General features: G+C 59.5%; 12 protein-coding genes. 2 read left to right on the top strand and 10 right to left on the bottom strand.

The genetic code is table 11. The features are described from left to right. The first annotated feature begins 2 nt into the window (after nt 1-2). On the top strand, nt 3-776 hold the full coding sequence (locus tag VG543_RS12900) for a capsule biosynthesis GfcC family protein (RefSeq protein ID WP_227853988.1): 774 nt from the start codon (nt 3-5) through the stop codon (nt 774-776). Further along, entirely contained in the window at nt 773-2,935 is a 2,163-nt protein-coding gene (locus VG543_RS12895; protein WP_227853989.1) for a YjbH domain-containing protein, read from the top strand. Before VG543_RS12900 ends, VG543_RS12895 begins: the two co-directional genes overlap by 4 nt. A gap of 153 nt (nt 2,936-3,088) precedes the next feature. Here VG543_RS12895 and VG543_RS12890 read toward each other — a convergent pair whose 3' ends face one another. The 10 genes from VG543_RS12890 to VG543_RS12845 form a co-directional block, all read right to left on the bottom strand. Further along, nucleotides 3,089-4,312: an O-antigen ligase family protein gene (locus VG543_RS12890; RefSeq protein WP_164144291.1), complete on the bottom strand. Its 1,224-nt coding sequence runs from the start codon at nt 4,310-4,312 to the stop codon at nt 3,089-3,091. Next, entirely contained in the window at nt 4,309-5,322 is a 1,014-nt protein-coding gene (locus VG543_RS12885) for a glycosyltransferase (protein ID WP_164144293.1), read from the bottom strand. The genes VG543_RS12890 and VG543_RS12885 overlap by 4 nt, the downstream gene beginning before the upstream one ends. Next, on the bottom strand, nt 5,319-6,092 hold the full coding sequence (locus tag VG543_RS12880; protein ID WP_227853990.1) for a WecB/TagA/CpsF family glycosyltransferase: 774 nt from the start codon (nt 6,090-6,092) through the stop codon (nt 5,319-5,321). Before VG543_RS12880 ends, VG543_RS12885 begins: the two co-directional genes overlap by 4 nt. Before the next feature lie 2 nt (nt 6,093-6,094). Then, the gene (locus tag VG543_RS12875) at nt 6,095-6,739 is read right to left on the bottom strand and encodes a glycosyltransferase family 32 protein (protein ID WP_099589700.1); all 645 of its coding nucleotides are present in this window, start codon (nt 6,737-6,739) and stop codon (nt 6,095-6,097) included. Next, complete coding sequence (locus VG543_RS12870; RefSeq protein WP_164144296.1) at nt 6,736-7,845, bottom strand: polysaccharide pyruvyl transferase family protein; 1,110 nt, start codon at nt 7,843-7,845, stop codon at nt 6,736-6,738. Before VG543_RS12870 ends, VG543_RS12875 begins: the two co-directional genes overlap by 4 nt. Next, entirely contained in the window at nt 7,842-9,230 is a 1,389-nt protein-coding gene (locus VG543_RS12865) for a Coenzyme F420 hydrogenase/dehydrogenase, beta subunit C-terminal domain (protein ID WP_164144297.1), read from the bottom strand. The genes VG543_RS12870 and VG543_RS12865 overlap by 4 nt, the downstream gene beginning before the upstream one ends. Beyond that, nucleotides 9,227-10,507 (bottom strand): oligosaccharide flippase family protein, encoded by a 1,281-nt coding sequence (locus VG543_RS12860; RefSeq protein WP_423178490.1) that lies wholly within the window; start codon nt 10,505-10,507, stop codon nt 9,227-9,229. Before VG543_RS12860 ends, VG543_RS12865 begins: the two co-directional genes overlap by 4 nt. Before the next feature lie 23 nt (nt 10,508-10,530). Beyond that, on the bottom strand, nt 10,531-12,744 hold the full coding sequence (locus VG543_RS12855) for a polysaccharide biosynthesis tyrosine autokinase (RefSeq protein WP_423178489.1): 2,214 nt from the start codon (nt 12,742-12,744) through the stop codon (nt 10,531-10,533). A 57-nt stretch (nt 12,745-12,801) separates the two neighbouring features. Further along, the gene (locus VG543_RS12850; protein WP_026347179.1) at nt 12,802-13,236 is read right to left on the bottom strand and encodes a low molecular weight protein-tyrosine-phosphatase; all 435 of its coding nucleotides are present in this window, start codon (nt 13,234-13,236) and stop codon (nt 12,802-12,804) included. A gap of 151 nt (nt 13,237-13,387) precedes the next feature. Next, the gene (locus VG543_RS12845) at nt 13,388-14,872 is read right to left on the bottom strand and encodes an undecaprenyl-phosphate glucose phosphotransferase (protein WP_275575446.1); all 1,485 of its coding nucleotides are present in this window, start codon (nt 14,870-14,872) and stop codon (nt 13,388-13,390) included. Between the last annotated feature and the right edge of the window lie 238 nt (nt 14,873-15,110).

Below are 15,110 nucleotides of genomic sequence, written 5' to 3'. Positions count from 1 at the left end.
CCATGACATTGCGATTCCTGCCGCTGCTGGCAGCACTGCTGGCTCCGGGCCCTGCTCTGGCCAACAAATCCGCTATGCCCGGCAATCACGAGGTCGTCGCCGAAGGTGCCCTATTGGCACCGGGAAGCTACACCGTCACTTCAAATACCCGACTGTCCCAGCTTCTCGCGACCACGCAGCCCGCAGCGGACGCCTACCTGCCCGGACTTGCACTGCACCAGCAGAGTTCGCGCCTTCAGCAGGTGCGGTTGCGGGCGGGCCTGCAACACGACCTGGACTCGCTTGAGGCACATCCGGATCCACACATCGCTCAGGCCGCGGCTGGCATGTCGCGCTGGTTGCAGGATCACCCTGCATCGGGCCGCGTACCGCTCCCCATCAACGACATGCGCCTGATGCAGGTTCAGAAGAGCAGCGATCCGATCCTCGAACAAGGAGACGTGCTGCGTGTTCCGCGTCGGCCGGCAACGATCAGTGTTGTGGGCGCAGTTGAATCAGCGTGCGAACTTGCCCACCAACCGCTGCGCGACGCGCATGACTACCTGCAAGACTGCGCCGTCACGCCTGCCGCCGACCGCAATGACCTCTACATCGTCCAGCCGGACATGACGGTGCAGAAAGTTGGTATCGCGTTGTGGAACCGCGCCGATCCGCATACGGTCGCACCGGGCGGCATCATCTTCGTGCCTCTGCACCAGCATGTCGCTGACGCAGTCGACAGCAACTTCAATGCCGAGTTCGCGGCGTTCATCGCTACCCAGGCCCTGCAACCGTGATTCGCTCCACCCTCACGCCCACCGGCGCTGCGCGCCCCGCCGCCCTTGCATTGTCACTGCTCGCCCTCTCCCTGGCAGCAGAACTGCGCGCGCAACAGGCTCCTCCCCCAACCGCCAGCGAATGGGGTGGCATCGGCTTGCTGCAGACACCAACAGCACGCATGGCCGAGGACGGGGATATCGCGTTCACGGCCTCGCACAACTCTCCCTACAGCCGATACAACCTGACGCTGCAGCCTTTCTCCTGGCTTGAGAGCTCGTTCCGATACATTAACGTCTCCAACATCCGCTACGGCGCCTCGGACTTCAGCGGGAACCAGAACTACAAGGATAAGTCGATCGACTTCAAGGTCCGCTTGTGGCGTGAAACACGCTGGACCCCTGATCTTGCCTTCGGTGTTCGAGATCTCGGTGGCACGGGATTCTTCTCAAGCGAGTATCTTGTTGCCAGTAAGACATTTGGACCGATCGACGCGTCGATCGGCCTTGCGACTGGCTACATTGGCAATCGAGGTGATTTCTCGAACCCGCTGGGTGCAGTCGACGACCGCTTTAAGGACCGTCGACCAATTCCTGGCAGCGACATCAACCAGGCCGGCAAGTTTGGACTCAGCAATATGTTCAAGGGTCCAGTTGGCATCTTTGGTGGCATCACCTACCAGACCCCATGGGACACGCTGCTGCTCAAAGTCGAATACGACGGCAATGACTACAAGCGCGAACCCCGCTGGAATCACCTTGAACAGAGCTCGCCAGTCAATGTGGGCCTGGTCTATTCCCCCAACCGCAACGTTGAACTGACGGCAGCTTGGGAACGGGGTGAGGCCGCAATGTTCTCGCTCACGTTGCGTGGCAATCCGGGTCATGCATCGTCTGCGCCAAAGCCCTTCGACCCACCGCCAATCAAGATCGAGCGTAGTGCTACTGATCCCCACACTCCATCAGCAAATGCGCAGCCGGATTGGGCATACATTGCTGGAGAACTGGGGCACAATGCAGGCTTCCGAGTCGACAGCATCTCTCGCCGCGGCAATGAGCTGATCATTGATGGCTATCAGAATCTCTATGCCAGCGCCCCGAAGGGAATAGGACGGGCAGCCCGTATTCTGGGCAACAACCTGGATGACAGCTACGACTGGTACACGTTCCGGACGACACGCTTGGGGATGCCCACTGTCGACATGTCACTCAAGCGTGAAACATTTGAGAGCTACCTGGAGGGGCGTGTAAGCGAGGACGATCTGCGACGCGGCACTCAGATCAGTGCACCTGCAGATATCCGGACGGACAGCCTCTATCGCGCCGCCAATCGCCCCTGGGGTGGCGGCTTCAGCTTCGGCTATCGTCAGAACCTCGGCGGTCCCGATGGGTTCATCCTCTACCAAGTATCCGCTAACGCGAGCGGCAGCGTCTTCCTGCGCCCGAACATCTGGCTTACCGGTGCACTCAGCGCAGACATCATCAACAACTATGACAAGTTCCGGTACGATGCACCAAGCAGGGTGCAGCGCGTCCGCACGGACATCCGTAAGTATCTGGACACTTCAGAAGTCACCATGCCCAACTTGCAGGTCAATGTCGCGGGAAAGCTTGGCAAGGATCTGTATGGCATTGCGTACGCCGGTTATCTGGAGTGGATGTATGCCGGCGTTGGCGGAGAGCTTCTCTACCGCCCAATGGGTCAAGCATGGGCCCTTGGGGCAAATCTCAATCACGTACAGCAACGCGACTTCGATCAACACTTCGGTCTCCGCGACTACCGTATCACGACCGGGCACGCCTCGCTCTATTACTCCTTTGATGCACAAGAACGTATCGTCGGCTCTCTTTCCGTTGGCCGCTACCTCGCAGGCGATTATGGTGCAACCATTAATGTCGCACGCGTGTTCGACAATGGCATGAGCATGGGCGCATACGTCACCAAGACCGATATGTCGGCCAAGGACTTCGGCGAAGGTAGTTTTGACAAGGGAATCTACTTCAGCATCCCCTTCGACACTGTCCTGCCCCGATCCACCCGTGGCAGTGCGACCATCAACTGGGCTCCGCTGATCCGCGACGGTGGCGCGATGCTCGGCCGCAAGTACCCGCTCTATGGCATCACCGGGGAACGGGACGAACGCTCGTTCTACAACAACATCAGATCGATATCTGACTGAAGCCCCCCACGCACGGCAGGGGTCACCGGATACTCCCGCAACCCCTGCTTATCCTGCGGGCAAGGTCAAACAGCGCTTGGAAGCCGTGATGCCGCCTACGGCGAACACAACTGGTCCCGTCCTGCCCGTCCAAACCCGCGGCGACCAGGATCACTATGTCCGATTCTGAAACCTTCGATAGGAATAGGAGTACATGAACATCACCATAAACATGAATGATGTGATGTTCGACGTCTTCACGAAGTAGGACTCGGTCAGATTCGATCCGAGATAGAGGATTAGAAAGGAGAGGATCGCAATCTTCTCCCCGCTGACCGGAAACCGGGAAGCATTGACATAGAGCTTGGCGCCGATGATGAAGAAGATGATCGCACCAACCATGCCAAGATTCAGCAGCAGGTCAACGTAGCCATTGTGGGAGTCTTCGGGCACGAAAACTCCGAGCCCGATATTGGAAACATAGGATCTGTAGCTGCTCCCATAGAAGCCGTCCAGCCCAAATCCGAACAGCCAACGTCCTTCCTTGTTGATTCCATCCAGCGCGCCTTGCCAGATGGTTGCCCGGCCGGTCAAAGGCACTTCCACGCCAAGAACCTGGATGTAGTCGTGATTGCTACCTACTTCACCGAACGAAATCTGGCTGGTTGCAAAGCCCAGAACAACCAGGCCCACGATAGATGCCAGGACCGGCACCAAAGACAGGCGAATGATCTTCCATTGGAAGGCAAATGGCACGAACGCCAGAATCAACCCCATCGCCTGAGCAGTACGTGAGTTGGACAAGAAAAGGCTGACGGCACAAAACGCCATCCACACCATGTCGCGCGTAGTCAATCGACGCGACTGCATGACTGCCTGTAAACCCACGAAGAACAACAGAAAGTAGATCAGGCGTCCGAACGTGTTCTTCTGCGCATAGATGCCATTGAGAGAATTCTGTCCATCAATGACATGAAATGCCACCACTGGGGCAATCAGGGCAAGGACAATGCATATCGCCAGAATCGCCTTCATGGCAACAGTAACTTGTCCGACAAAAACCTCGAACGGCATCGCCTTTACCAGGTGATTCGCAACAACGATGACGCCGATGTAGGACGCATACTTAAGCCAGAAATCCAGCGACTCCGCGTTGAGCGCCAGCCCGAGAACGAGAATGTAGGCAAGAAGGAACAGAAGGTACCTGTTAACCGTCAAGATCGTTCCGCGCATGCAGGAGAGAATGAATGCATACGCGTACACGATAAGTACCGCCACATGGTGCAGCTGCATCCCACCGACGCTCTCGATTCCCCATAGCATCGGCCCGATCGACAGCGGAATCCAAGCGTACAGAAGGATCCGATCCGACAGCTTTGCCTTGATCACATTGCTCATGAAGGAACCTTCCTACCGCGAATTTCCTGAAACTTTCCGCGCGCCTTGTAGTAGACAAGTGGCAACCCAACCACCCCACGTTGGACCATTTCCATGTAGAAGCGAGCCATAAGCCCAAAGCCCTGCGCCCGCCGGTCTCGAAAAGCAGCAGGAAGCTGCTCACAAAAACATGTCAGCCGCCCGTAATAGTCTCGATATGAAGCTGGTGCAATCCTGCCGGTCCGCATTCCACTTGCCCAACGCGGCAAAGTGTAAAAGTAGACCTCCTTCGCAATGCAACGCCCGATCCGATCGCCGTCACCCGCTCCGTATTGCACCAGGTGGGACAGCGCGACCAATAGGTCCGAACCGCGGCTGAAGTTGCCGTGGATGCTCGAGTTTCCTCGAACCCCATAACAATAGCGGACGTCCGCATCAAGATGAATGCACCGAGAGGCGACGATCCAAAGTGGCACTACCGCCAAGTCCTCATGAATAACACCCTCGAGGAACTGCATGCCCCTGCGCAGGAACAGTTCACGACTGACGATCTTGTTCCAAGCACTATGCCCCATTGCTTCAAGCTGCTGTACTGAGTCAGCGGTGACATCATATGAAGTTCGCGCCGGCTGATAGCGGTCCAGCTCGATACCCATCTCAACGTTCACACGGCGAAAGCCAGTGACAACGAGATCACAGTGCCCCTCCCGCAACCGCCTCAACAATCGTGAAGGCGCGCAGGACTCAAAGACATCATCCACATCCACAAACCAAAGATAGCGACCATTGGCAGCCGCAGCACCCAGATTCTTGGCGCGCCCCTGCCCACCGTTCTCTACGTGCAAAGCACGGACCGATGGGTTCGCCGAGGCAATCGCATCCAGCATCTCCGCCGTGCCATCAGCGGAGCCGTCATTGACCATGACAAGCTCCACGCCCGCTTCATTCAACAGCCCCTGGACCGAGGCCATGAATGGGTGAAGGAACGCGACCCCGTTGTAAATGGGCACGATGATCGACAGTGTTGTCATGAGCGCTGTTCCTGTTGATGGCGAACAATGCGCAGACGAAGGCGAGCATCGGCGAGCAAGAAGGGTTGGTACTCGATCAGATAGCGGCGCCACAGCCGGCGCGGCTCGCGCAGCAGCCGATAGGGCGCCCGCAGGTTGAAGCGATTCACCCAGTCCGGGTAGTACTTCACGCCTGATGTAAGCGCCTGGTCCAGATACCCGCCGCAGGTGAAGCCAAGCCCTTTCCAGCCCGAGGCCTTAAGCTCCAACAGGAACCAATCCTGGTGCGGAGCCCCCATGCCACAGATGACCACGTCGACGTTCTGCTCACGCAATGCCTGGAAGCACTGATTTCGCTGCTCCGCGTCGGTGAAGAAGCCAGACCGAGTGAACGCCACATCTACGCAGAATTCCTTTCGGAACAACGATGCAGCTGCACTCGCGACACCCTCAACACCACCCACCAGCGCGATACGTAGTCCATTGCGCCGGCAGAAGGACAGTACCTGCGGCGCCAAGGAGTTGCCATCGAACGACTGCCGTTCAATCGTGCGACCCAGCTGCCGGGATGCACTTTGTGCGAGCAGGTTTCCATCGGGAAACACCACATCGAACTGTGCCAGCGTCGCCGGGTAATCCTGCCGGTCCATCATCAACCGCACCGCATGGGGATTGGCGAACGTCACCAGCCACGCATCGGGCTGGCCCGCGCGGAACTCACGCCAGTCCGGCGCTGGGCGGCCCAACAGCCCTGCGAGTTCGCACAGGGTGGCGATGGCATTGGATGGCATGGTCAGAAACCCAGCTTCTTCAGAATGCGGGAGACGAGACTCTGACGCCAGGACTTCCCCCAATGGTGGATCGCGAAGGTGTCCTGCGTAATGCTGCTGAACATGAGTTCCTTTACCGGGCGCGACGCATCGTACGGGTTGTAGGGATAGAAGTGCTCTTCGGACAGGACCGCGATGCTGCCGGCCTCCCCAGCTTGCACACACGCCATGGCCACTTCCGGAGCAATCAGATACGGCTTGCGAGCTGCGTGGCGTTCGTCGATCAGACGCATGCAGGCGCGCGGGAACCAATGATCGGCAATTGAGCCGATAACACCCGTGGTCGGGCGGGCCGGAGCCTCCATGCCCAGGAAGCACTGGTGCGCCAGCAGAGGATCGAATGACTTAACCACTTCGATATCGGCATCCAGGTAGATGCCACCCTGATCGGCGATTGCGCGCAGCCGGATGTAGTCGGAAAGAAACGCCCATTGCTGCTTCCGCAGGCAATTCTGCAGGAACGGCGTATCGAACGTCGTGTTCGTTTCATCCCAGCGCACGACCCTATAGTCTGGAAGCTTCTCGGCCCAGCTATCTACGCAGCGCTGATAGAGAGGTGGCAATGGCTTCCCACCGAACCAGCAGTAGTGAATGATCTTGGGAATCATGAGCGAGCCTCCACGGCAAGCGCATCGGACAGGAAGGAGCGCGACTTCAACCTCAACTCTTCGATGCGTCGATTCACCCGGCTATAGTCGATCTGCGTACCAGGCAGCTGCACCTGCTCGTTCCCCGACTCAACCAAACGGTCCTCCAGGCCCAGCTGCGCCAGCAGGGACTTGAACCGGGTCAAGCCACGCCCCGCATTTCCTATAGCCACGAACTGCTTCTCGAAGATGATCGAGAAGATCATCCCGTGATAGGAGTCGGTAACCACGAATTCCGCGTCACGGAAGCGCCGCACCCATTCGCCGAGGTTCACGTACCCTGCCAGATCGTTCTCCGGCTCGGCGATGGTGATCTTCGAGAGATTCTCCGACTGCCCGGCAGCGTCGATGATGGCCTTCTTGGCCGGCGAACGATCCAGCACGTAGGCATACAACCCACCCTCCCCACGACCGGGAGCCAACGTTGCGATCACTTCCTCATGGAAGCTGCGATCGACCAGCAAGGTAGGGTCAAGCACATGCACAGCATCACTGCGACCGAAGCGATCGGCGCACAAAATCTGGCCACTGTCTTCACGGACCGACACCGACTGGAATTCGGCCAGCAGGCGAGACACATCGCCCACCTTGGCCTCATCGGGCCACCGGTCGGTTCCGAACGACGCGGCGTAGGACACGCGTCGAATCGGAGATCCCACCAGGAACGAGAGGAAATAGGCGTCGTAAGCGCCATCGTCAATATAGTCCAGGCGCCAGACCTGATCGCTTCCCACCACGACTGCATCCAGGCCGAGTCGATCACACTCCTTGCGAAGCTCTGCAGGCGAGCGGCTGACCCTGGATTGCTCAGGCAGGAACGCCTTCATGAACGCAGCGTGCCGTTGCAGCTTGAGATACTGGTTGCGATAGTTCGCAATGTTTTGTCCCGGAAGCCGCTTGAGCACCTCGATGATCATTCGCTTCCAGCCCGCCTTCTGGTGCTCCTTGCGGAGCAAAACCGGCTGCAAGCCAAGCGCGCGTACGAAAGCACTGAGCGCTGCAATCTGGATGATGCCGCCGTAATTGGAATGCAGAGGCAGTGTCAGCAGCCCGATTCGTTGAGTCATGGTTTCCTTCCCAAGGGGCGGAGGACGAGCGATTGCAGCATCGCCCTCAATGTACGGTAGGTCCTACGCAGGAGCTGGCGATTCTGGTAGTTGTAGAGCACGTCATAGGGCAACAGACGCAGGAAGTACCACGCCAACCCACCGCGCTTCTTTGCATCGCGCAAGGCACGATGGGAGGCCTGCGATAGACGCATACGGGTTATGTAAAGGCGCTGCCGCAGGCGGGGGAGCCCCGCATCTCCTGGCTGCACACGCTTGCTCGGGCGCCAGATGCCTCTGGCGTCCATGTGCGCAAGCCTGACTTGGAGGCCCTCGCCACGATGGCGGAAGGTAGCGGCCTGGGATTGATGGATCTTCGCCGGTTCGATCGGATCCAAAGCGATATCACCGCGGTCACGCGCTTCGCTGAGAAGACGCGCGATCAACGGATGGCGCACGATAACCACGTTCGTTCCCAGGCTGTCCTTCACGTACTCGGGCAGCCAGGCATCACCCATCACGACATCGGCCGTTTCACAGGCGACATCATCACAGAAATCGCATGCCAAGGGCTTGAACAACCCCAGCCCCCAGTCCGATCCATACAGGCGAAAATTCTCTGTGCGTTCGACCCGTGTCGCCGAGCTCACCTGAATGGAATAGTCATTGGCTGGCCGCGTCTCGTCCTTCACGCGGAAGTCCACGTCTGTGACCTGATCCGGCTCGATTCCCAACTGCCAGCCAAAGGACTCGACGAAACCACGCGACTTCATGTGGCCGCAAAAGATCCCGACGAAGAACTTGATCTTGCCGCGCAGGAGCGGATCTGATTCGACGACCAGGCGCAGCGCCTTGATGTGACAAGGAACACCGGTGATTGCGAAAGTTCGGCCCTGCTCTCTACGTACCTGTTCCAGAACATCATGGAACCCGGTCGGGTAGTAGAGCGACTTCACCCGCGGCCGCATCTCCTCGACTGAATTGGAGATCAAATATTCAAAAATGCCATCGCCGGGCCCACGACCGACATGAATGACTGCATCCACCTCACCGCGGGTCAGCAGTTCTTCCAGGACCCAGGACGTCAGCCCGCCGGAACTTCCCGCAGCACGGTGCGGGCCAACCACGGCGTGCCCTGCATAGAGTGATGAATGGAATCCGGTGGAGGGGTGATGCTCGATCCCAGGAATCCCCGCGTACAGTGCATTGGCCAATCGCGTCTCGTCCGGCGCATCGCCAAACGGGCAGGAGTCAGCCGCAATGTCGTCCAGCCTTGGATGCACGGGCTCTGGCATGCCGATGTCATTAATGCGCATCGTGACACCCGACTTCCCAGAGGCGCATCCACCACAGCCAACGCAGTAGCCGCCGCGAACGACCTTTCCGATAGTTACAGCCTTGTTCATGCCTGAGCGTCCATGCCGAGAGAGCGTTTGGCGGTAAAGAGGTACAGCCCCATCAAGAGCGCTTCGGTCGCGATAGCCGCAACCACGGCGCCCCGCAGCCCGGCCCAACCAATGAGCAGGAAGTTCATGACCAGATTGAGGACCGCGACCAGCCCCATGATGCGGATCTTTATCCGCATCCGGTCACCCGTGCTCAGAACTGCACCTGCACTCGTCGAAACGAACCGCATGGGAATACAGGGAGCCAGCCAGGCCAGCAGCCAAGCAGCTTGCTCATAGACCTTCCCAAACAGCAGCGGCACCAGGGACTGAGCAAGCAACGCCGTACAGATGGCAGCAGCCAGGCCCAGCAACAACATGTACTTGTTGCCGCTGTGATAGGCACTGCGAAAAGCGATTGGGTCCTGATAGGCCCAACGGTGAAGCCGAGGCATCAACAGCTTCTGGTAGACGGTGGTAGGCAGCAGATACAACGCCGCCAGCAGCGTTACCGCAACACCAAACGTACCGGTTGCCTCCGCACCCAGATAGTGACTGATGAAAATGACGCTACTCTGGAAGTAGACCAGAAAGAAAAGGTTACCAATGCCAAATGCCCAGGTCTCTTTGGCGACGGCCAGAACACCTGGGCGGACATCCAGGGAGATGGCACCAGGCTTCTGATGTCCAACCATGTGCATTCGCCCCCTCGCCAACGCCATCATGCTGGGAACGCTCGCAAGTGCGAGACCTCCGCCCACAAATGCGTAGAGCCAAGCGACAGTTACGGCGTCAGGCGTCGTAGTCGCCATCAGCACACCAACTACGACAAGAAAGCGCACCACCTGCGGCAAGGTCTGCCAGACCATCAATGGCAATGGCTTTTCCTCCAGCAGGAAACGGGTGGTCACCACCTCGATACTCGCAACGGAAAGCAGGTTGGTGGACAGGATCAACAGGCACCATGCCACGCGATCTTCCATACCCAGACCCAACAATGCCCAAGCCGCCACGCCAAGCATGGTCAGCACGGTGCTGAGCAGGCAGAACACGAAGGTTGGCCGAATCCAGCGCATGGCATGCCAGCCTTCCCGACCGAAAACCTTCAGCCAGAATGCCTGCAGGCCAAATGCAGTCAGCGGCGAGACGATGTTGATCGTCGTAAAGGCTGCCATGAAGATTCCGTACTCGCGCGGCCCAAGGACACGCGCAGCCAGCATCTGAGTCAGGAACGCCAGACCGGCCCCTGCGAGGGTAAAGATGCCGATGACTGAGACGTGCTTGACGGAACGATTCATGGTGCCCACCCGCTTCCCTGGTATCAGGATGCGGTCGACTTGTACTCGTAGTACCCGTAGCTGTAATAGCCCGTAGCGCGACGCTGTACCGCGTTGAAGATCGCACCCTTGATGCGCACGTTGTTCTGTTCAAAGCGGCGCTTGGCGAGCGCCAGCTCCTTCGCTTGGTTGAGGCCAAAGCGCGCCACCATCAGGCAGGTACCGGCGTGATGGGCAATGATCGCAGCATCCGTAACGGCCAGGATCGGCGGCGTATCCACAATGACCAGGTCGTACTGCGGTGCCAGCTCTTCCAGCAACGCGGTGAAGTTGGCGTGCATCAGCAGTTCCGACGGATTCGGCGGAACGTCGCCACGCGCGATGAAGCTCAGATTGTCCAAGCCCGGAAGGCTTCGCACCACCTGAGAGCGATCAACCTTGCCCACCAGAAGGTCAGACAGGCCCGGGGTCTGCGCTGCACCCAACGCCTTGTGCAGGGTTCCCTTGCGCATATCGGCGTCGATGATCAGCACGCGCTGGCCGGCCTGTGCGATCACCGCCGCGAGGTTGGAGGACACGAATGTCTTGCCGGCGTTGGGGCTCGCGCCAGAGATCAGCACAATGTTGTTCTTGGCTTCCAGACGCGCGAAGTGCAGGCTGGTACGTAGGCTGCGCACTGCTTCGATGGCCAGGTCGGCCGGGTCTTTCACCGCCAGCAAGTGCAACTTGCCGTCGGCGCGGAACTTACCGCGGACCGAATCGGTCTGCTGCTGCGGACTCACCGGAATCGACGCATATACCGGGAGACCCAGCTCTTCGATCTGCGAGGGGTCTTCCACGCCGCGATTGAGCAGCTGCTTCAGCAGTACCAGCGCCACCGACAGGAATGCGCCCAACACGGTGCCGATCAACACGACGACAGCCTTGCGCGGCTTGACCGGCGTAGTGGCATCGACTTCAGCAGCATCGACGATGCGCACATTGCCGACGGTGCCGGCACGGGCCACGTCCAGCTGCTGCGCCTGATTCAGCATGCCGGTATACATCTCATTGCTGACCTGGAGGTCGCGGGTCAGGCGCAGCAACTCCTGCTGCGCTTCCGGAAGCTGCTTGACCTGTCCCTGGAAGTTGCTCTTGCGCCCCTCAAGCTCGCCGATCTGGCGCATCAGCGCCTGGTAGGCCGGGTGGTCGCGGGTGAACTTGCGGTCCATCTCCGCCTGCTGCAGGCGAAGTTGCTGGATGCTGGTTTCCACGGCCACTTCCTGATCCAGCAGGCCCTTGGTCTGCAGGGTCAGATCCACGGAGTTGGCACGTGTCTGGTAGGCACTCAGCGCCTTCTGCGCCGCATCCACCTGGTTGCGGACATTGGGCAGCTGCTCCTTGACGAAGGTCAGCTGCGCAGAGGCCTCGGCCGAATTGCGCTCGACGTTCTGGCGGACGTAAGCCTGCGCCACCTGCTGCAGGAAGTTCTGCGCCAGAACCGGGTCGGCACTCTCATAGGCCAGGGTGAGGATGCCAGAGTCCTTGCCGGACTCGCTCACGGCGATGTCCTTCTGCAGGTCGTTGATGACCGTCAGATGGCGCTGGCGCGACACTTCGAAGCGCATGCCCGGATGCGCCCGCATCTCGGCAACCTGCGCGGTCACCCCCTTTCCGCTGGCGACCTGGCCGACCTGTCCCTTCAACAGAAGATTGTCGTCTTCGTCGAACAGTTCATAGCTGCTGTTCTCGCCGACCACCAGAGTCATCGGTCGTGCCAGAAGCGCGCGCGGCACGTCCAGCTGGAAGATCTCCAGCTTCTCGCCGCCCCAGCCGAAACGGCTCATGCCAAAGCGCACATCAGCCAGAGCGTCCGGATCGGCACGCTCCGCCTTGCGCGCGACATAGCCGCCCAGCAGCGGGAAGCGATTGGGCTCGATGCTGATATCCAGCTTCAACGCATCGACTGCGCTGCCGACCACCGCACGTGAAGTAATCAGTGCGATCTCGGTGGTTGCCTCTGCAGATCCGGTGCCCATGCCCAGCGACTGGCTGATATCCGACAGACCTGGCAACGAAGGCACCTTCGATTCAACCTGGACGATTGCATCCGCGCGATAGATCGGCGTGGCCAGCAACGCATAGGCCACCGCAACCACGAGGAAGAGCCCGGTAATGCCGACGATCCACCACTTGTAGTCGATCAAGGTTCCGAGCAGCTGGCGCAGATCGATCTCGTCGCTGTCTTCCGGTGCGGAGGTACGGGCTTCAGTGGTCATGGATTAGGGATCTTCAATGCGGGAAAAGAGTTGCAGGACAGGACTTCGCAGCGGACTTCAGAGGTGCCGCGCCCAGCTCTCCACGCCCTCGGCCATCAACTTGTAAACATGCTCGAATGCCGGGCGTTGCTGGCGGTAAGGATCGGGAATCTCCCGATCCTGCTGCCATTTGCCCAGCAGGAAGGTTTTTCCGGACGCCTGCGGCGCGATCTCGGCGATGCGGCGCACGTGCTTGCGCTCCATGGTCAGCACCAGATCAGCGGCTCCCAGGATGGCGTCATCAATTTGGCGCGCGCGATGAGCCAGGCCATCCATGCCCTGCTCAACCAGCAGCTCCTGCGCCGTGGCATCAATGCCATGCCCAACCAGCGCACCGAGACCCGCGGAGGACACCTGGATGCCCCTGCCCTCGACCGCCTGCCGCAGCATCACTTCTGCGGACGGACTGCGGCAGATGTTGCCGACACATACAAAAAGAACGTTCTTGAACACTGACCTGGATCCTGTGGCATTCCTTGCAGCGCACGCGACCAGAACACCCAGGGCCGGCGGCAGCCGCACAGCATACCTCACAAGCGCACTACAGGCGATGAAATCGCCAACAGATTCATGGAATTACGTCGCAGTTCTGGAAGTCGGCGGCCTAGTACGCCGATTTCTGCCCCAGCACCTTCAGCGCAGTCAACACAATGATCCGCACGTCAAGCGTCGGGCTCCAGCGCCGGATGTAATCGATGTCGTACTGCACGCGTTTCTTCATCGAGCGCAGCTCTGGCGTCTCGCCACGCAGGCCGTGCACCTGCGCCCAGCCGGTAATCCCAGGCTTGACGTAGTGACGATGCATGTAGCGCTCGATCACGCGCTCGTAGTGGTTGTTGTGCTGGATCGCGTGCGGGCGCGGCCCGACCACCGACATGTTTCCACCCAGCACGTTGAAGAACTGCGGCAGTTCGTCCAGGCTGCTGCGGCGCAGGAAGGCGCCGAACCGGGTGACTCGCGGATCACCGCGCCTAGCCTGGGTAATCTGCCCCTCTCCCTCTGCATGCACGCGCATGGAGCGGAACTTGAGCATCCAGAACTCCTTGCCACCCAGCCCGTGACGCTTCTGGCGGAACAGCACTGGCCCGGGCGAACTCAGCTTCACGCCAATGGCGAGCACGACAAACAACGGCGCTAGCAGGACCACCGCGACACCAGCCACGAGGATGTCCTCGATCCGCTTGAACAGGCGAAACCGGTGGTCTGCCAAGCCCTGCCGCACACCGATCATCGGCACATCACCCACTTGGTGCAGACCGGGGTTGAGCGCCCCCAGGCCCGTGGTATCAGGGATCAGACGCACAGGCACCGGAAATCGCTCGATCTGCTTGAGCATGTCCCTGACCGCGGCGGCATCCCCCATCGGCATCGACACCCAGACTTGATCGAACTCACCCCGATGCTGATCCATGTACTGCGGGACCTCAGCCAGCAAGCCCAGTCGGCGCGGCGCATCACCGCCACGGCGGGTGGCGATATCGCCTGCACCGGCAAAGTAGCCAATGACTTCCTTGCCTAGCTCCGGCTTGCCACGCAGCAGGCGGTGCAGTTTCAGGGCCGGGGCGCGAAGTCCGACCAGCAGGACCCGCTCGCGGTCCATCCCACGCGAGCGCAGCCGATGCAACTGCACCCTCAGCAGCACACGCAGCGCCGCCATCGATCCCAGGCCAAAGGCATACCAGCCAATCAGCCACGTCGAAGGCACCACATCGGCAAGCCCGACCAGCACGACGTAGAGCGAGAACAGCGCAAAAGTGGCAGACCACGCCAACAGCAGCAGCCAGAGATCAGCGAGAAGCCCTCGCATCCGCCAGTTGCGATAGACCGGCGCTACCGAAAAGCAGACGATGGCGCTGAGGATCACCGCCCCGAACACGATTCGCTGGGACGAGTCCGGTGCGCCTGTGCCATAGAGCAGGATGTGAGAAAGCACTGCCATTCCTGGAAGTAGCAACAGATCACCCAGGCGCAATCCCAGCTCGAGGGCTGCTCTAGCCTCGACACGACGGCGGCCAGAGCGGGCGCGCTCCGCGGGAAGGTCTTCTACTGATCCATGTAGCAAAGCACTTCTCCAGTATCCGCTCGACACGACTCCGAAGGATTCGGCGTCACGTGCATGGGCTCCCCAGCCAGCACGGCATTGTCCGGACAACGTCAATTAAATGTGGACGAATTGTGAATGAAGTCCAGACCAAAAGATAGGAACCTCAAGTCGGGAGAATCCCTACCCAGCCTCGGGAGAATCACCTAAGTAACTAGAATTATTACGAATTTTAATTGTATCAAAATGCATCAAAAGAAATCATTTTGAGTCCGACGTCAGGCTT

The sequence above is a fragment of the Stenotrophomonas sp. CASM101 genome (genome assembly GCF_049384845.1).
Taxonomy (GTDB): Bacteria; Pseudomonadota; Gammaproteobacteria; order Xanthomonadales; family Xanthomonadaceae; genus Stenotrophomonas; species Stenotrophomonas hibiscicola.
This window is presented reverse-complemented; position numbering and strand designations above follow the sequence as displayed.